This is a genomic window from Streptococcus sp. 1449, from assembly GCF_013276805.1.
GTDB lineage: Bacteria > Bacillota > Bacilli > Lactobacillales > Streptococcaceae > Streptococcus > Streptococcus pseudopneumoniae.
This window is the reverse complement of record NZ_VMLS01000038.1, coordinates 1-18,389: the sequence shown is the minus strand read 5'-3', so window position 1 is coordinate 18,389 and position 18,389 is coordinate 1. Positions and strand designations below refer to the sequence as shown.

Genomic DNA, 18,389 nt, shown 5'->3' with positions numbered 1-18,389 from the left:
CAAAATACTGTTTTGAGGTTGTGGATAGAACTGACGAAGTCAGCTCAAAACATGGTTTTGAGGTTGTGGATAGAACTGACAGAGTCAGCTCAAAACATGGTTTTGAGGTTGTGGATAGAACTGACAGAGTCAGCTCAAAACATGGTTTTGAGGTTGTGGATAGAACTGACAGAGTCAGTATCATATACCTACGGCAAGGTGGAGCTGACGTGGTTTGAAGAGATTTTCGAAGAGTATAAAATATTCAGGTGACGCATAGATATAGTTAATTGAAGCTTTGTTTGAAATCTGATAAAATAATGATATTACTAAGTTTTAAAAACTAAAGAAAAGGGAAGATATGATTACAGGCGAATTAAAAAATAAAATCGATCAGTTGTGGGAAATTCTTTGGACAGAAGGAAACGCAAATCCTTTAACAAATATTGAACAGTTGACTTATCTCTTATTTATGAAAGATTTGGATAGTGTCGAGCTTGGACGTGAAAGTGATGCTGAATTTCTAGGGATTCCTTATGAGGGAGTTTTTCCAAAAGATAAACCTGAATACCGTTGGTCAACTTTTAAAAATATAGGAGATGCTCAGGAAGTTTATCGTTTAATGACTCAGGAGATTTTTCCGTTTATTAAAAATCTCAAGGGGGATACAGATGATACAGCCTTTTCACGATATATGCGAGAAGCTATTTTTCAAATAAATAAACCTGCTACGCTTCAAAAGGCAATTTCTATCTTAGATGTTTTTCCAACTAGGGGATTAGATGTAGATTTTGATAATGACAAACAAAGTATTACTGATATCGGAGATATCTATGAATATCTGTTATCAAAATTGTCGACCGCAGGTAAAAATGGACAGTTCCGTACACCTCGTCACATCATCGATATGATGGTTGAGTTGATGCAACCGACCATCAAAGATATTATCTCAGATCCCGCTATGGGTTCTGCTGGCTTCTTAGTATCTGCTAGCCGTTACTTAAAGCGTAAGAAAGATGAATGGGAAACCAATACAGATAATATCAATCATTTTCATAATCAGATGTTTCATGGAAATGATACGGATACGACTATGTTGAGACTTGGGGCGATGAACATGATGCTACATGGAGTAGAAAATCCACAAATCAGTTACCTTGACTCGCTGTCTCAAGATAATGAAGAAGCCGATAAATATACTTTGGTTTTAGCAAATCCTCCTTTTAAGGGCTCACTTGACTACAATTCAACCTCTAATGACCTTCTTGCAACCGTAAAAACCAAAAAAACAGAATTACTCTTTCTTTCTCTTTTCTTGCGAACTTTAAAACCAGGTGGACGAGCAGCAGTTATCGTACCTGATGGTGTCCTTTTTGGTTCGTCTAAAGCTCATAAAGGAATTCGTCAGGAAATTGTAGAGAATCATAAGCTTGATGCTGTAATCTCAATGCCTAGTGGTGTTTTCAAGCCTTATGCTGGAGTTTCAACTGCCATTCTCATCTTTACAAAAACTGGCAATGGTGGTACTGACAAGGTCTGGTTTTACGATATGAAAGCGGATGGTTTAAGTTTGGATGATAAGCGACAACCGATTAGCGACAATGATATTCCAGATATTATCGAACGCTTTCATCATCTTGAAAAAGAAGTGGAACGTCAGAGAACGGATCAATCTTTCTTTGTTCCAGTTGATGAGATAAAGGAAAATGATTATGATTTGTCTATCAATAAATATAAAGAGATTGAGTATGAAAAAGTTGAGTATGAACCAACAGAGGTCATCTTAAAGAAAATCAATGATTTAGAAAAAGAAATTCAAGCTGGCTTGGCTGAATTAGAAAAATTACTCAAGTAGGGAGGTGGCTGTATGAAAAAAGTGAAGTTGGGGGAAGTCTTATCTCTAAAAAAAGGCAAGAAAGCCACTGTACTTGCTGAACAAACAACTCTAAGCCAACGTTATATTCAAATAGATGATTTAAGAAATAATAATAATTTAAAATTCACTGAAAGTTTAAATATGACTGAAGCACTTCCAGATGATATTCTGATAGCATGGGATGGTGCTAATGCAGGAACAGTTGGCTATGGGTTATCGGGAGCTGTTGGTAGTACAATTACGGTCTTAAAAAAGAATGAGCGATACAAAGAAAAAATTATATCAGATTACTTGGGAGTCTTTTTGGAAAGTAAATCGCAGTATTTACGAGATCATTCAACAGGTGCAACAATTCCTCATTTAAACAAGAATATATTACTTGATTTACAATTAGAATTGCTAGGTATCGAAGAACAAGAGAACATTATCTGTATTCTTAATACGATTAAAAGGCTTATTACTAAAAGAAAATTGCAGTTAGATGAACTAAACTTGCTCGTCAAATCCCGATTTAACGAGATGTTTGGGGATTTTTATACTACATTATTCCCCAAATATAAAATAGGTGAAAAATTTGAAGTTTCTAGTGGAAGTACACCATCAAGAGATAATAAATTATATTGGGATAGCGGAACGATTAATTGGGTAAAAACAACTGAGGTAATAAATAGAGAAATTACGGAAACTGAGGAAAAAATCACAAAATTTGCTTTAGAAAATACATCTCTTAAACTTTTTCCAGTTGATACAATATTAATTGCTATGTATGGTCAAGGACAAACAAGAGGAAGAAGTGCAATCCTCAAAGTTGAATCTACTAGCAACCAAGCATGTGGGGCTATATTTCAAAATAAAATAGACAATCCAGTTTTTATTTGGCATCAATTAATGCTAAGGTATAGCGAATTACGAGAACTTGGACGAGGAGGAAATCAACCTAATTTAAACGGTCAACTGATTAAAAATTTTGAACTGATTTTCCCCCCTCTTTCCCTCCAAAATGAGTTCTCAGACTTTGTAGCCCAGGTCGACAAATCACAATTGGCAATCCAAAAATCTCTGGAAGAGCTTGAAACTTTGAAGAAATCTCTGATGCAGGAGTATTTTGGCTGATATTCTGCCATTGTAATTACGGTAATGATTTGTTATAATACAACAAAGGAGGAAGTCAGATGGTAGTAAAAACAAGAAAACAAGGAAATTCAATCACCATTACGATTCCAAGTGAATTTAATATTCCAAGTGGTGTAAAATACGAAGCTAAATTGTTACCAAGTGGTGAGATTATCTTTACTCCTGAAGAATTGGATCAGCAGGTTTCTTATGTATCTGATGATGCCTTTGACTTAAATTTAGATAAAATATTTGACGAATACGACGATGTTTTCAAAGCTTTGGTGGAAAAATGACAATCTATCTAACAGAAAAGCAAATTGAAAAAATAAATGCTTTAGCAATTCAACGGTATTCTCCAAATGAGAAAATTCAAACAGTTAGTCCTTCTGCCTTAAATATGATTGTGAACTTACCAGAACAATTTGTCTTTGGGAAGCCTCTTTATCCAACAATTTTTGATAAAGCAACGATACTATTTGTCCAATTGATAAAGAAGCATGTTTTTGCCAATGCTAATAAACGAACTGCTTTCTTCGTTTTGGTCAAATTTTTACAATTAAATGGCTATCGTTTTTCTGTAACGGTTGAAGAAGCGGTAAATATGTGTGTAACTATCGCAGTAGAATCCTTAACAGATGAAAAAATGATAAGCTACTCCAAATGGGTTTCTGAACATTCTGTTAGAGAAAAGGTCAAAAAGTAACCTAGTATGCTGGATTTGAATGAGCACAAGAAAATAAATGAACAGACAATATTAGAATTCTGTAATGCAGAAACTGATATTGTCTCTTTTTATTGATGAATAAGAAAGTGAGAAATTATGGAATCAAAAGTTACAATTATCATGCAAGAAATGTTACCTCTTTTAAATAATGAACAATTACTAGTGTTGAGAGAGAGTTTAGAACATCATCTAGTAGACGGAAAAAAGCAGCAGAAGTATTCGAATAATAACCTGTTGCAACTCTTTATCACTGCCAAACAGGTAGAGGGCTGTAGCTCAAAAACAATTCGTTATTACCAGAGGACGATTGAAAACTTGTTTAATGCTATTAAAGAGTCTGTGACACAACTCACAACAGATGATTTAAGGAGTTATTTAGCAAATTACCAGTCTGAAAAGGATTGTAGTAAGGCGAATTTAGACAATATTAGGCGTATATTGTCTTCTTTTTTTGCTTGGCTTGAGCAAGAGGAATATATCATTAAAAATCCCATTCGACGGATAAAGAAAATTAAGACTGAGCAAAATGTGAAGGAAACTTATACTGATGAACATTTGGAAATTATGCGCGATAACTGTGAAAATTTGAGAGATTTGGCAATAATAGACCTACTAGCATCGACAGGTATGCGTGTAGGGGAGCTTGTACAGTTGAATCGTTCAGATATTGATTTTGAAAACAGAGAGTGTGTTGTCTTTGGTAAAGGAAAGAAGGAGAGACCAGTATATTTTGACGCTCGTACGAAAATTCATTTAAGAAACTATCTTAACGACAGAAAAGATAGTCACCCTGCTCTTTTTGTAACGTTAGTTGGAAAAGTCCAGAGGCTTGGAATTGCTGGTGTAGAGATTCGCTTAAGAAAGTTAGGAGACAAACTCGGTATACAAAAGGTTCACCCACATAAGTTCAGAAGAACTTTAGCGACTAAGGCAATTGATAAAGGTATGCCTATCGAGCAAGTCCAAAAACTGCTAGGTCATAGCAAGATTGACACAACCCTGGCCTATGCCATGGTCAATCAAAATAATGTCAAGCATTCACACCAAAAATTCATCTCTTAAAAGCAAATCCCGATTTAACGAGATGTTTATATTAAGTGACTTTTCATTAAAGAGACTAGGAGAATTAGTTGACGAAGTCCGATATGGGACGAGTTTACCGGCTACTCTTAACGGTAAATACGGATATTTAAGAATGAATAATATAACTGAAGGTGGTCAGTTAAACATACAGAATTTAAAACATATAGATATTCCAGAGGAGGACTTAGAAAAGTATGTTGTAAGAAAAGGGGATGTACTATTTAATCGTACAAATAGTCTGGAATTAGTTGGGAAAACATGTATCTATGAATTAGATTATGATATGGTTATTGCAGGTTATATTATTCGTATCAGAACAAAGAATAATATTTTAAATCCTAGATACCTCTCTGAATTTTTAAATTTTCCTAGTACAAAGAAGTTTCTAAGGAACATCGCGAAAGGTGCTGTTAATCAAGCTAATATAAATGCAAAAGAATTACAAAATATTTCCATCCCCCTCCCCCCTCTAGCCCTCCAAAATGAGTTCGCAGACTTTGTAGCCCAGGTCGACAAATCACAATTTGCTTGTGAGATAGCTATAAAAGTGTGGAGAAATAGCTTGAAATTTAGTATAATATAGCTAAACTATTTGTTTAAAGTGAGAAAAAAATGGGAAATTTTAGCTTTCTTTTAAAAAATGACGAATATGAATCTTTTTCAAAACCTTGCATTGAAGCTGAGAATATGATTGCTACATCAACTGTGGCTACTGCCTTTATGGCGCGTCGTGCTTTAGAGCAGGCTGTCCATTGGATATATAGTCACGATTCATATTTAGAGGCTCCCTATCGTGCTACTCTATCTTCTTTAGTATGGGATGATGATTTTAGGGATATCGTAGATTCTGAACTCCACAAGCAGATAGTTCTGTTGATTCGGTGGGGAAACCATGCTGCTCATGGTGGTGAAATTAAGGAACGAGAAGCGATTTTAGCTTTGCATCATTTGTATCAGTTTGTTAATTTTATCGATTATTGTTACAGCAATGAATTTGTGGAGCGTTATTTTGATGAGAAGTGCTTACCACTTTCAGCAAACATCAAATATCGAGAAACTCCACAATCTATGATAAAGTTACAAGACAGTTTACCAGAACTGCCTGATTTTCATGAGCAGATGGCTGCTCAGTCCGTAGAAGTTCAAGAGACTTATACTGAAAAACGTGAGACTGCAGCGCAACGGCAAGATGTGCCTTTCCATATTGATCAATTATCTGAGGCAGAGACAAGAAAGCTCTTTATTGATATCGATCTCCGTTTAGCAGGATGGATATTTGAAGAAAACTGTCGTGTTGAGATAGCCGTTGATGGTCTCAAACACGGTTCAGGAATTGGTTACTGTGACTATGTACTTTATGGTAAAAATGGGAAAATTTTAGCGATTGTAGAGGCTAAAAAAGCCTCTGTCAATCCAGAAGTAGGGGAAGTACAGGTCAAAGAATATGCTGAAGCTCTGGAGAAACATATCGGCTATCAGCCAATTTGCTTTATTACAAATGGGTTGAAGCACTATATACTTGATGGTCCGAACCGACGCCAGATTGCAGGCTTTTACTCTCAAGAAGAATTGCAATTAGTGATGGATAGACGTCATCTTCAAAAACCACTTGAGGATATTTCTAGTAAAATTAGAGACGATATTTCCGGGCGTCACTACCAAAAACATGCGATTGCAAGCGTTTGTGAAGCTTTCTCTAATCATCGTAGACAGGCACTTTTGGTTATGGCAACTGGGGCTGGGAAAACTCGTACAGCAGTTTCTCTAGTTGATACCTTATCACGTCATAACTGGGTAAAAAACGTTCTCTTCTTAGCCGATAGAACTTCCTTGGTTAAGCAAGCCTATGATTCGTTTAGAAAATTACTCCCAGATCTTTCCGTTTGTAACTTCTTAGAAGATAAAGAAGGAGCTCAATCAAGTCGTATGGTCTTTTCAACTTATCCGACTATGATTGGAGCGATTAGTGGTCAAGAAGAAGTAAATCAACGCCCTTTCACTGTTGGGCATTTTGACCTTATCATAATTGACGAATCTCACCGTTCTATTTATCAGAAATACAAGTCCATTTTTGATTATTTTGATGCAAGGATTGTAGGCTTAACCGCTACTCCGCGTCAAGATTTAGATAAAAACACCTATGGATTCTTTAATTTGGAGAATGGGGTTCCAACATATGCATATGATTTGGAAGAAGCTGTTAAAGACGGATATTTAGTAGCCTATCATTCTATCGAAACCAAACTGAAACTACCTACGGATGGTCTACATTATGATGATTTGTCCGAAGAAGAAAAGGAACATTTTGATAGCAAATTTGAAGACGATAGCTGTGAAAAAGATATTGATGGGAGTGTGTTTAATTCTTTTATTTTCAATAAAAGTACAGTAGAAATTGTTTTAAATGAACTCATGACAAGAGGAATTCAGACAGCCTCGGGTGATGAAATTGGTAAAACTATTATTTTTGCTAAAAATCATGATCATGCGGAATATATCAGAGGTATTTTTAACAACCGCTATCCTGAAAAAGGGAGCGACTATGCTCAGGTGATTGATTATAGTATTAAGCATTATCAGACCTTGATTGATGATTTTAAAATTAAGGAGAAGTATCCTCAAATTGCGATTTCTGTCGATATGTTAGATACAGGTATTGATGTACCAGAGGTTGTTAATTTAGTCTTCTTCAAGAAAGTACGTTCTAAAACTAAGTTTTGGCAGATGATTGGTCGAGGAACCCGTCTATGTAAAGATTTATTTGGACCTGAGCAGGATAAGGAAAACTTCTTGGTATTTGATTATGGGGACAATTTTGATTATTTTCGTGCAGATCCAAGAGATGGAGAGGGTCGTCACATTGTTTCTTTGACTCAGCGTTTATTTAATATCAAAGTGGACTTGATTCGAGAACTTCAGGGACTCCAATACCAAGAAGATCAGTTTGCGAGAGCATACCGTCAGGAGCTTGTTTCAGAACTTCAAGGTCGTATAGAGAGCTTAAATGAGTTGGACTTCAGGGTTCGTATGGTTTTAGATACAGTTTATAGCTATAGGAAATTAGAAAGTTGGCAGAATCTAACTGCTGTTACAAGTGAAACCATTCAAAAAAATCTCTCTCCGCTTTTATTTGATGAAGATAAAGAAGATGAGATGGCGAGGAGATTTGATTTGTGCTTACTTCATATTCAGTTAGGGCAACTGACAGCTAAATCTTCTACTGTTCATATTTCCCAAGTGATGAAGACGGCTAGAGCTCTTTCTGCTATTGGCAATATCCCGCAGGTTTTTGAGCAGGCTGAAATTATCAGGAAAGTACAGGAGCCTGAATTTTGGAAAGAAGTTAGCTTGTCTGATTTGGAAAAAATTCGTCTTGCTATTCGAGATTTATTACAGTTTTTGGATAAAACAGACCGTAAACCCTACTATGTTAACTTTGAAGATCGTATACTCTCCACTGTTCACGAGACCACAGCATTTTTGCAGGTCAACGATCTTCGGTCTTACAATGAAAAAGTTGAGCATTATTTGAAAACTCATCTGGATGAAGAGTCTATTTCTAAGCTATACCATAATAAAAAGTTGACATCTGATGATATGCTTGCACTTGAAAAATTGCTCTGGGAAAAATTAGGTAGTAAAGCAGACTACCAACATCATTATGAAAATAAGGCAATTCCGAGATTGGTTCGTGAGATTATTGGCTTAGATAGAGAGTCTGCCAATCGTATTTTTTCTAAATTTTTGTCGGATGAGAACCTTAATGCCAGGCAGATTTCATTTGTAAAATTGATTGTAGACTACATTGTAGAAAATGGTTGCTTAGAGATGAAAGTGTTAACGCAAGAGCCATTTAAATCTCATGGATCTGTTCAACTACTCTTTCAACACCAACTACCAGTACTTCGTAATATTGTTCAAACCATTGAGCTCATCAATAATCGAGCTGGAGAAGCGGCTTAAATTCTAAAGTGATTGCCATACTGAGACTCATTTAAAATTAAAAAGAGTAGAAATTTATGTCATATATGAGAAGTTTTATTAGGAAGAATGTCATCGTTTTCCTAGAATACAGTATCAGTTGTTAAGTGGCTGATAAATTTCAAAGTAGATACTTGTACCACGATGTTTGTTGATCGAGTTATTATAAAAGAGCTACTTTGATTTTAAAGAAATAGAAAACAAAAAGCCGAGCAAGAATTCAATTGCAGGAGAAAATGAAGGAATACTCAGTGAAAATCAAAGAGCAAACTAGCCGCAGGCTGCTCAAAACACTGTTTTGAGGTTGTAGATGAAACTGACGAAGTCAGTAACCATACCTACGGCAAGGCGATGTTAATGCGGATTGAAGAGATTTTTGAAGAGTATAAATCTTCCTAGGATAAAGCAAAACGCATAATATCAAGGGTTTTAAACACTTGATATTATGCGTTTTCTGATGTTAAAGACTTTCTACCAGGTTTTTTGAAGCATAATTGTTAGTTGTAGTCATTTATTATTCTTCAAAGAAAAATGGTGGGGCGAATTTTTTCAGTTCTTCAAAGCACTTTTGAGCAGCATCTGCATCTTCACAGATGATAAGACAGACATCATCACCACAAAGGGTAGCGATAGCGTCAGGGAAGCTCAAAGCATCAATGATAGAACCAAAGGATTGAGCCAGTCCAGGAAGGGTTTTTAGTAGGACTTGGTGTTGAACTGGGCGCATCAAGACAAGGGCGTCTTCCATGTAGAGTTCGAGACGTTTTTCCCATTTTGAGATGGAACCATTGTTAAGAACATAATAAGCGCTATCTTCTTCGCGGACTTTTGATAGGTTCATATTTTTGATGTCGCGTGAGAGGGTTGCCTGGGTCACTTGAATGTCGTTCTCAGCAAGAAGGGACTGCAATTCAGCCTGTGTATGAATCTTGTTTTTTGCGACAAGAGCGCGTATGAGTTGGTGGCGGTGTTCTGATTTATTCATAATAATGTAACTCCTTTTAGCAAGGTATGGTAAGCGTGGACTGAGCGAGGTCGACAGTCAAGTAGTAGTCGGTATTGTCACGGATGGTGATTTCAAAGTCAGTCGTATAGAGGACTAAACGAAGAGTATCTCCTTCTTTTAGATTGTAAATAGTTGGTTGCAGTTCAAATTGCACATCCATCCATTCATCTGCAGTAATATCCTCTACTAACAGTAAATCATTTCTATTTTGTAAATTAAGGTAACCTTTTGTCACGACTCGTTGTGCATCTGGTCTAAATGGCAGTTCACAGAGATTTTCCAGCATATGATAGCGACCGTTGTCAATGGTTCTAGCACTTAAAACAGCTGGATAAGGCTGTAAGTATTTCTTTTGACCAAGTTCCAGTAATTGAGCAGATAAAAGCCCCTTGTTTGTGCTGGATTTGATATGAAGATTGAGCTGAGCGCGACCGTTTAAATGAATGTCCTTGGTCACAGGAAGGTCAATAGTAATCTGATTAGCTTTCCCTTGATAGAGTTCTGTATTGAAGGTTTGGTAGGTCTTACCATAGCGCTCAAAATCCTTATCTGAGTACTGGTTTTGAATAGCTTGCTCTTCTTGACCAAGTGAGAAGGTTTCACAGTTTTCTTGCCCACCGAAGTTATCAAGTGATAACCAAGTCTGTGGAGCTGTATTGTCCTGCCAGATAACAGTAGGAAGTTGAAAGTCTGTTTCCTGTCCTAGTAATTTCTTGGTTAATAAGGCATTTATGGACTCACGGAAGTCAATTGATTGCCAATTGTTCATGTAAACATGGGCACCATTATGGAAAAAGAGATGCTTGTGTATATGAGTAGGAAGAGCATGGAACATCTGGTAAACATGAAGTGGTTTGACATTCCAATCCTGAGAACCATGAGTAAAGACAACCTCTGCCTTTACTTTATGGGCATTGAGCAGATAATTGCGGTCATGCCAAAACTGATTGTAGTCCCCAGTTTTTCGGTCTAGCTGAGCTTTCACTTTTTCTAAGTCAGCTTGGTGAGCTTCATTGCCACGGATATAGTCGCCAGCTAAGAGATTACGAGAATAGGTTAACTCAGCAAGGGAGTCAAAGTCCTCACCTGGATAACCACCTGGGCTAGTCACCAGACCGTTTTCACGGTAGTAGTTGTACCATGATGAAATTCCTGCCTCGGCAATGATAACTTCTAAACCATCGACTCCTGTAGTCGCAAGACCATTGGACATGGTACCTAGATAGGAAAGTCCCGTTGTAGCAACTTTTCCGTTTGACCAATCAGCCTTGACTTGACGCTGGCGCGTGTGATCAGTAAAGGCACGGCAACGGCCGTTAAGCCAATCGATGACATTTTTATAAGCCTCGATTTGCTGGTAGTCTCCATTAGTCATGAAACCTGTCGAGTCTTTGGTACCAACACCTGAGACATAGAGATTGGCAAAGCCTCTCGGAAGGAAGTAGTCGTTTAGTGTATAGCTAGAGTTGATGTGAGTTAGCTTTTCCTCAGCCTCTGCTATAAGCTCAGCTTTACCTTGGGGTTGGACGAGATTTAGTTGAGGTTTCTCTAGCTCAATCTTGTGAGGAAGCTTAACCTCAAGCTCGCCCTCCATCTTGTAGAGAGCCTTGTCACTAGCCTTGTCATTGGTTCCCTGATGATAAGGGCTGGCTGTCATGATGGCAGGGATTTTTCCATCAAAACGAGGGCGAATAATGCTAACCTTTACTAGGTCTGATAGCCCTTTTTGGTCAGTATCGACACGAGACTCCACGTAAACGACTTCACGAATGACATCCTGGTTAGAAAAAGTAGCCAAACTCTTGCCGTTAAAGTAGTGGTAGTCATTATCCTCCGGAATAAGACCATCACTAACAAGTTGGTCGATAAGAGTATTTCCTTTTTTGGTGCGAGTATTGAGTAACTGATAGAGATTTTCAAGCAAGTCACCGTATACAATAGGAAATCCAGTTTCTTTACGAAAAACGTCACTGTCTTCGAAGTCAACCAAATAAGAAAAGCCTAAAAGTTGAAAAGCAACAGTATAAAAAATATCTGCTGTCAGTTCATCTTCTGATTGAAAAAATGTCAGCAGGTCTGTTTTTTTATCAGCTGCTAGGATGGAAAGTGGGTAGTTGGTGTCTTGATAAGTGAAAAAGAAACGACGTAAAAAGGTTTCAAGTGAGTCTTTGTGATTGGCTGTATTTTGTAAATCAAAGCCATATTTTTTTAGTTCAGATAAGATATTTTCTTTTGGGAAAGTGATATAACTATATTGATTAAAACGCATAGAACCTCCATATAGAATGATAGTTAAGGTTATTATATCAAAAAAAAAGCAGAAAGGGAATTGTTAACTGTAAAAGGAAATAATCTAATAAAAATGAATAAAGTGCTAAATTCAATATAGAGAACAGTGTAATAATAGATATAATGGATATAATATAAAAATTCTAGGAGATTTATATTGTATGTTTTCTATTTTTTTATATATATAATATAGTATAAATATAAAAACGATGACAAAAATACAAATGAATAGAAAGTAAATTAGTAAGCTGATGAAATTTTTCTCAAGAGAAGCCTTTTATAGGTGAAAATGGTATAATATAGTGAGAAGGATAGAGGAGAAGTGTAAATTGATCGCACAACTAGATACAAAAACAGTCTATAGTTTTATGGAAAGCGTCATTTCGATTGAAAAGTATGTGAGAGCAGCTAAAGAATTCGGCTACACTCATCTGGCTATAATGGATATTGACAATCTTTATGGTGCTTTTGACTTTCTAGAGGTTACAAAAAAATATGGCATTCATCCTTTATTAGGGCTTGAAATGACTGTGTTTGTGGATGCTCAGGAAGTGAATCTGCGCTTTTTAGCTTTATCTAGTGTGGGCTATCAGCAGTTGATGAAGCTTTCGACAGCCAAGATGCAGGGGGAGAAAAATTGGTCGGTTTTATCTCAGTACTTAAATGATATTGCGGTAATTGTGCCTTATTTTGATGGACTGGAGTCGTTAGAACTAGGCTGTGATTACTATATAGGGGTTTATCCGGAAACACCAGCAAGCGAATTTTATCATCCAATCTTGCCCCTCTATCGGGTCAATGCTTTTGAAAGCAGGGATAGAGAAGTTCTTCAAGTTTTAACAGCGATTAAAGAAAACCTACCGCTTAGAGAAGTTCCCTTGCGCTCACGACAAGATGTCCTTATATCAGCAAGTTCTTTAGAGAAATTATTCCTAGAACGATTTCCGCAAGCCTTAGACAATTTAGAAAAGCTGATTTCAGGCATTTCTTACGACTTGGATACGAGTCTGAAACTGCCTCGTTTTAACCCAGCTAGACCAGCAGTAGAAGAGTTGAGAGAACGCGCTGAGCTTGGGCTTGCTCAGAAGGGATTGACTAGTAAAGAATATCAAGACCGTCTAGACCAAGAATTGGCTGTTATTCATGATATGGGATTTGATGATTATTTCTTGGTTGTTTGGGATTTGTTGCGTTTTGGACGACTGAATGGCTACTATATGGGAATGGGAAGGGGTTCTGCAGTTGGTAGCTTGGTTTCTTATGCCTTAGATATTACAGGGATTGACCCAGTAGAGAAAAATCTGATTTTTGAACGCTTTCTCAATCGTGAACGCTATACCATGCCTGATATTGATATTGATATCCCAGATATTTATCGTCCAGATTTTATCAGATATGTTGGTAATAAATATGGCAGTAAACATGCGGCACAAATCGTTACTTTTTCTACCTTTGGTGCCAAGCAAGCTCTGCGTGATGTCTTGAAACGCTTTGGTGTTCCAGAGTATGAATTATCCGCAATTACCAAGAAAATCAGTTTCCGTGATAATCTCAAGTCAGCCTATGAGGGCAATCTCCAGTTTCGTCAGCAAATTAATAGTAAGTTAGAATACCAAAAAGCCTTTGAAATTGCCTGCAAGATTGAGGGCTATCCAAGACAAACCTCTGTCCATGCAGCTGGTGTTGTGATTAGCGACCAAGATTTGACCAATTACATTCCTCTAAAGCATGGTGATGAAATTCCACTGACTCAGTATGATGCTCATGGAGTTGAGGCTAGCGGTCTTTTGAAGATGGATTTTCTGGGACTACGAAATTTGACCTTTGTCCAGAAGATGCAAGAATTACTTGCAGAAACAGAAGGTGTTAAGATAGTTATCAACGAGATTGATTTGGAAGACAAAGAAACGTTAGCTTTATTTGCTTCTGGCAATACAAAAGGTATCTTTCAATTTGAACAACCTGGTGCCATTCGTCTGCTTAAGCGTGTGCAACCAGTCTGTTTTGAAGATGTCGTAGCGACTACTTCTCTAAATAGACCAGGTGCTAGTGATTATATCAATAATTTTGTGGCAAGAAAACATGGGCAGGAAGAAGTGACTGTTCTGGATCCAGTACTGGAGGATATTTTGGCTCCAACCTATGGTATCATGCTCTATCAGGAGCAGGTTATGCAGGTAGCTCAGCGGTTTGCTGGATTTAGTCTTGGGAAGGCCGATATTTTGCGTCGAGCTATGGGGAAAAAGGATGCTTCTGCCATGCATGAGATGAGAGCTTCCTTTATTCAAGGCTCCTTAGAAGCTGGTCATACTGTGGAAAAAGCAGAGCAGGTCTTTGATGTCATGGAGAAGTTTGCAGGTTATGGTTTTAACAGGTCACATGCCTATGCTTACTCAGCTTTGGCCTTCCAGTTGGCTTATTTCAAAACGCATTATCCAGCCATTTTTTATCAGGTCATGTTGAATTCTGCCAACAGTGATTACTTAATAGATGCACTTGAAGCAGGCTTTGAAGTGGCTCCTCTGTCCATCAACACCATTCCCTATCACGATAAAATTGCCAACAAGTCCATCTATCTAGGATTGAAATCGATTAAGGGAGTCAGTAATGATTTAGCTCTCTGGATTATTGAAAATAGACCCTATTCTAACATTGAAGATTTTATAGCTAAATTACCTGAGAATTATCTGAAACTACCTCTGCTAGAACCTTTGGTAAAAGTTGGTCTTTTTGATTTATTTGAAAAAAATCGTCAAAAAGTATTTAATAACTTAGCCAATCTATTTGAATTTGTGAAAGAGTTGGGAAGTTTATTTGGAGATACTATTTATAGTTGGCAGGAATCGGAGGATTGGACGGAACAAGAAAAATTCTATATGGAACAAGAGCTTTTAGGGATAGGTGTCAGCAAACATCCACTACAAACTATCGCAAGTAAAGCTATTTACCCAATTACCCCAATCGGAAATTTGTCAGAAAATAGCTATGCTATTATTTTGGTTGAAGTTCAGAAAATAAAAGTGATTCGTACCAAAAAGGGTGAAAATATGGCCTTCTTACAGGTAGATGATAGTAAGAAAAAATTGGACGTCACTCTCTTTTCAGACTTATATCGTCAGGTTGGACAGGAAATAAAAGAGGGAGCCTTCTACTATATAAAAGGAAAAATACAATCACGTGATGGCCGTCTGCAAATGATTGCACAAGAAATAAGAGAAGCAGTTGCTGAACGCTTTTGGATACAGGTGAAAAATCATGAATCGGATCAAGAAATTTCACGTATTTTAGAACAATTTAAAGGCTCAATCCCAGTCATCATCCGGTATGAGGAGGAACAGAAAACCATCGTTTCTCCCCATTATTTTGTAGTTAAATCTGATGAATTAGAGGAGAAATTGAATGAAATCGTTATGAAAACGATTTATCGCTAAAAATACGGAAAATAGAAGAATTTTAAAATCAAATGTGGTATAATCAAGAAGACTGTTAAAAGAAAAAGGAGCATAAACCAATATGAAACGTATTGCTGTTTTGACTAGTGGTGGAGACGCCCCTGGTATGAACGCTGCTATCCGTGCAGTTGTTCGTCAAGCAATTTCAGAAGGAATGGAAGTGTTTGGTATCTATGACGGATATGCTGGTATGGTTGCCGGTGAAATTCATCCCCTAGATGCAGCTTCAGTAGGAGACATCATTTCTCGTGGTGGTACTTTCCTTCACTCAGCTCGTTACCCAGAGTTCGCTCAACTTGAAGGGCAACTAAAAGGGATTGAGCAATTGAAAAAACACGGCATTGAAGGTGTAGTTGTTATCGGTGGAGACGGTTCTTACCACGGCGCTATGCGTTTGACTGAGCATGGTTTCCCTGCTATCGGTCTTCCAGGTACAATCGATAACGATATCGTTGGTACTGACTTTACAATCGGTTTTGACACAGCGGTTACAACTGCTATGGATGCTATTGATAAGATTCGTGATACATCATCAAGTCACCGTCGTACTTTTGTTATTGAAGTTATGGGACGTAACGCTGGTGATATCGCTCTTTGGGCTGGTATTGCAACTGGTGCAGATGAAATCATCATTCCTGAGGAAGGATTCAAGATTGAAGACATCGTAGAAAGCATTAAATGTGGTTATGAGTGTGGTAAAAAACACAATATCATCGTCTTAGCTGAAGGTGTGATGTCAGCAGCTGAATTTGGTCAAAAACTTAAAGAAGCTGGAGATACAAGCGACCTTCGTGTGACAGAACTTGGACATATTCAACGTGGTGGTTCTCCAACTGCGCGTGACCGTGTATTGGCGTCACGTATGGGTGCCCATGCTGTTAAACTTCTTAAAGAAGGTATTGGTGGTGTTGCGGTTGGTATCCGTAACGAGAAAATGGTTGAAAACCCAATTCTTGGAACGGCAGAAGAAGGAGCATTGTTTAGCCTTACTGCAGAAGGTAAGATTGTAGTTAACAACCCACACAAAGCCGATATTGAGCTATCTAGCTTGAATAAGAGCTTGTCATAATTTACAATTTAGTTAATAAGACCAAAAAGGTCATATCTATAAAGGAGTCACAAAAATCATGAACAAACGTGTAAAAATCGTTGCAACTTTGGGTCCTGCGGTAGAAATCCGTGGTGGTAAAAAATTCGGTGAGGACGGATACTGGGGTGAAAAACTTGATGTTGAAGCTTCAGCTAAAAACATTGCTCAATTGATTGAAGCTGGTGCTAACACATTCCGTTTCAACTTCTCACACGGTGACCACCAAGAACAAGGTGAGCGTATGGCAACTGTTAAACTTGCTGAAAAACTTGCAGGTAAAAAAGTTGGTTTCCTTCTTGATACAAAAGGACCAGAAATCCGTACAGAATTGTTCGAAGGTGAAGCTAAAGAGTATTCATACAAAACTGGTGAGAAAATCCGTGTTGCAACTAAACAAGGAATCAAATCAACTCGTGAAGTGATTGCATTGAACGTTGCTGGTGCTCTGGATATCTATGATGATGTTGAAGTTGGTCGTCAAGTGTTGGTTGACGACGGTAAACTTGGTCTTCGTGTGGTTGCTAAAGATGACGCAACTCGTGAATTTGAAGTGGAAGTTGAAAACGATGGTATCATCGCTAAACAAAAAGGTGTGAATATTCCTAACACTAAAATTCCTTTCCCAGCCCTTGCTGAACGTGATAACGACGATATCCGCTTTGGTCTTGAACAAGGTATCAACTTTATTGCGATTTCATTCGTACGTACTGCAAAAGACGTGAACGAAGTTCGTGCAATCTGTGAAGAAACTGGAAACGGGCATGTTCAATTGTTCGCTAAAATCGAAAATCAACAAGGTATCGATAACTTGGATGAAATCATCGAAGCAGCTGATGGTATCATGATCGCTCGTGGTGATATGGGTATCGAAGTACCATTCGAAATGGTTCCAGTTTACCAAAAAATGATTATCAAGAAAGTCAATGCTGCAGGTAAAGTTGTTATCACTGCAACAAACATGCTTGAAACAATGACTGAAAAACCACGTGCAACTCGTTCAGAAGTATCAGACGTATTCAACGCTGTTATCGACGGAACTGACGCTACAATGCTGTCAGGCGAGTCTGCAAACGGTAAATACCCACTCGAGTCAGTAACTACAATGGCTACAATAGACAAGAACGCTCAAACTCTTCTTAATGAATACGGACGTTTGGATTCAGATTCATTTGAACGTAACTCTAAGACAGAAGTAATGGCTTCAGCTGTTAAAGATGCTACTAACTCAATGGATATCAAATTGGTTGTAACTCTTACTAAGACAGGTCATACTGCACGTTTGATTTCTAAATACCGTCCAAATGCTGACATCTTAGCATTGACATTTGATGAATTGACAGAACGTGGATTGATGTTGAACTGGGGTGTTATCCCAATGTTGACAGATGCTCCATCTTCAACTGACGATATGTTCGAAATCGCTGAACGTAAAGCGGTAGAAGCAGGTCTCGTTGAGTCAGGCGATGATATCGTTATCGTTGCTGGTGTACCAGTAGGAGAAGCTGTTCGTACAAATACAATGCGTATCCGCACAGTACGTTAAGAAAAATATAAAAACCTATCATATCCAGCTTTAGAGCTTGTGTGATAGGCTTTTTTGGGCTCTTTGTCAACTGTAGTGGGTTGAAGTCAGCTAAGCTCGAGAAAGGACAAATTTTGTCCTTTCTTTTTTGATATTCAGAACGATAAAAATCCGTTTTTTGAAGTTTTCAAAGTTTCGAAAACCAAAGGCATTGCGCTTGATAAGTTTGATGAGATTATTGGTCGCTTCCAGTTTGGCGTTAGAATAGTGT

14 protein-coding genes are annotated in these 18,389 nt (G+C 37.7%); 11 read left to right on the top strand and 3 right to left on the bottom strand.

Annotated elements, in window-relative coordinates; genetic code table 11:
* The 8 genes from HT687_RS07570 to HT687_RS07535 form a co-directional block, all read left to right on the top strand.
* A partial coding sequence (locus tag HT687_RS07570) for a hypothetical protein (protein WP_172924138.1) occupies positions 1-218 on the top strand: 218 nt, incomplete at its 5' end.
* Between the two features lie 122 nt (positions 219-340).
* Positions 341-1,834, top strand: coding sequence for a class I SAM-dependent DNA methyltransferase (locus tag HT687_RS07565; protein WP_138707236.1), 1,494 nt, complete (start codon positions 341-343; stop codon positions 1,832-1,834).
* Positions 1,835-1,846: 12 nt separating this feature from the next.
* Positions 1,847-2,968 carry a restriction endonuclease subunit S gene (locus HT687_RS07560; protein WP_166727406.1) on the top strand — a complete coding sequence of 374 codons (1,122 nt, stop codon included), beginning with the start codon at positions 1,847-1,849 and terminating at the stop codon, positions 2,966-2,968.
* Positions 2,969-3,027: 59 nt separating this feature from the next.
* A complete protein-coding gene (locus HT687_RS07555; RefSeq protein WP_000260603.1) occupies positions 3,028-3,264 on the top strand; it encodes an AbrB family transcriptional regulator in 237 nt (78 codons plus the stop codon).
* Positions 3,261-3,674, top strand: a complete 414-nt coding sequence (locus tag HT687_RS07550; protein ID WP_000158360.1) for a type II toxin-antitoxin system death-on-curing family toxin — start codon at positions 3,261-3,263, stop codon at positions 3,672-3,674. Before HT687_RS07555 ends, HT687_RS07550 begins: the two co-directional genes overlap by 4 nt.
* A gap of 117 nt (positions 3,675-3,791) precedes the next feature.
* On the top strand, positions 3,792-4,757 hold the full coding sequence (gene xerA, locus HT687_RS07545) for a site-specific tyrosine recombinase/integron integrase (protein WP_000444460.1): 966 nt from the start codon (positions 3,792-3,794) through the stop codon (positions 4,755-4,757).
* Positions 4,702-5,361 carry a restriction endonuclease subunit S gene (locus HT687_RS07540; RefSeq protein ID WP_341774902.1) on the top strand — a complete coding sequence of 220 codons (660 nt, stop codon included), beginning with the start codon at positions 4,702-4,704 and terminating at the stop codon, positions 5,359-5,361. Before xerA ends, HT687_RS07540 begins: the two co-directional genes overlap by 56 nt.
* Positions 5,362-5,390: 29 nt before the next feature.
* Positions 5,391-8,741 carry a DEAD/DEAH box helicase family protein gene (locus HT687_RS07535; protein ID WP_023936144.1) on the top strand — a complete coding sequence of 1,117 codons (3,351 nt, stop codon included), beginning with the start codon at positions 5,391-5,393 and terminating at the stop codon, positions 8,739-8,741.
* A 532-nt stretch (positions 8,742-9,273) separates the two neighbouring features.
* On the opposite strand, the gene HT687_RS07530 is transcribed toward HT687_RS07535, so the two are convergent.
* Both HT687_RS07530 and HT687_RS07525 read right to left on the bottom strand, forming a co-directional pair.
* Entirely contained in the window at positions 9,274-9,744 is a 471-nt protein-coding gene (locus HT687_RS07530; protein ID WP_023934390.1) for an arginine repressor, read from the bottom strand.
* 16 nt (positions 9,745-9,760) lie between these two features.
* Positions 9,761-12,034: a Xaa-Pro dipeptidyl-peptidase gene (locus tag HT687_RS07525; protein WP_023936141.1), complete on the bottom strand. Its 2,274-nt coding sequence runs from the start codon at positions 12,032-12,034 to the stop codon at positions 9,761-9,763.
* Positions 12,035-12,383: 349 nt separating this feature from the next.
* Between HT687_RS07525 and HT687_RS07520 the strand changes: the two genes are divergently transcribed.
* The 3 genes from HT687_RS07520 to pyk all read left to right on the top strand — a co-directional run bounded on the left by HT687_RS07520 (position 12,384) and on the right by pyk (position 18,139).
* The gene (locus HT687_RS07520; protein WP_031233564.1) at positions 12,384-15,485 is read left to right on the top strand and encodes a DNA polymerase III subunit alpha; all 3,102 of its coding nucleotides are present in this window, start codon (positions 12,384-12,386) and stop codon (positions 15,483-15,485) included.
* 82 nt (positions 15,486-15,567) lie between these two features.
* On the top strand, positions 15,568-16,575 hold the full coding sequence (pfkA, locus tag HT687_RS07515; protein ID WP_000820864.1) for a 6-phosphofructokinase: 1,008 nt from the start codon (positions 15,568-15,570) through the stop codon (positions 16,573-16,575).
* Between the two features lie 58 nt (positions 16,576-16,633).
* Positions 16,634-18,139 (top strand): pyruvate kinase, encoded by a 1,506-nt coding sequence (gene pyk / locus HT687_RS07510; RefSeq protein WP_001042822.1) that lies wholly within the window; start codon positions 16,634-16,636, stop codon positions 18,137-18,139.
* A 90-nt stretch (positions 18,140-18,229) separates the two neighbouring features.
* On the opposite strand, the gene HT687_RS07505 is transcribed toward pyk, so the two are convergent.
* On the bottom strand, positions 18,230-18,389 hold a 160-nt coding region (locus HT687_RS07505), incomplete at its 5' end, for a transposase (protein WP_172924137.1).

What these genes read in the sequence shown, in the direction of transcription:
- HT687_RS07565 (WP_138707236.1), top strand. Translation starts at nt 341, where the DNA reads ATGATTACAGGCGAATTAAAAAATAAAATCGATCAGTTGTGGGAAATT.
- HT687_RS07560 (WP_166727406.1), top strand. Translation starts at nt 1,847, where the DNA reads ATGAAAAAAGTGAAGTTGGGGGAAGTCTTATCTCTAAAAAAAGGCAAG.
- HT687_RS07555 (WP_000260603.1), top strand. Translation starts at nt 3,028, where the DNA reads ATGGTAGTAAAAACAAGAAAACAAGGAAATTCAATCACCATTACGATT.
- HT687_RS07550 (WP_000158360.1), top strand. Translation starts at nt 3,261, where the DNA reads ATGACAATCTATCTAACAGAAAAGCAAATTGAAAAAATAAATGCTTTA.
- xerA (WP_000444460.1), top strand. Translation starts at nt 3,792, where the DNA reads ATGGAATCAAAAGTTACAATTATCATGCAAGAAATGTTACCTCTTTTA.
- HT687_RS07540 (WP_341774902.1), top strand. Translation starts at nt 4,702, where the DNA reads ATGCCATGGTCAATCAAAATAATGTCAAGCATTCACACCAAAAATTCA.
- HT687_RS07535 (WP_023936144.1), top strand. Translation starts at nt 5,391, where the DNA reads ATGGGAAATTTTAGCTTTCTTTTAAAAAATGACGAATATGAATCTTTT.
- HT687_RS07530 (WP_023934390.1), bottom strand. Translation starts at nt 9,744, where the DNA reads ATGAATAAATCAGAACACCGCCACCAACTCATACGCGCTCTTGTCGCA.
- HT687_RS07525 (WP_023936141.1), bottom strand. Translation starts at nt 12,034, where the DNA reads ATGCGTTTTAATCAATATAGTTATATCACTTTCCCAAAAGAAAATATC.
- pfkA (WP_000820864.1), top strand. Translation starts at nt 15,568, where the DNA reads ATGAAACGTATTGCTGTTTTGACTAGTGGTGGAGACGCCCCTGGTATG.
- pyk (WP_001042822.1), top strand. Translation starts at nt 16,634, where the DNA reads ATGAACAAACGTGTAAAAATCGTTGCAACTTTGGGTCCTGCGGTAGAA.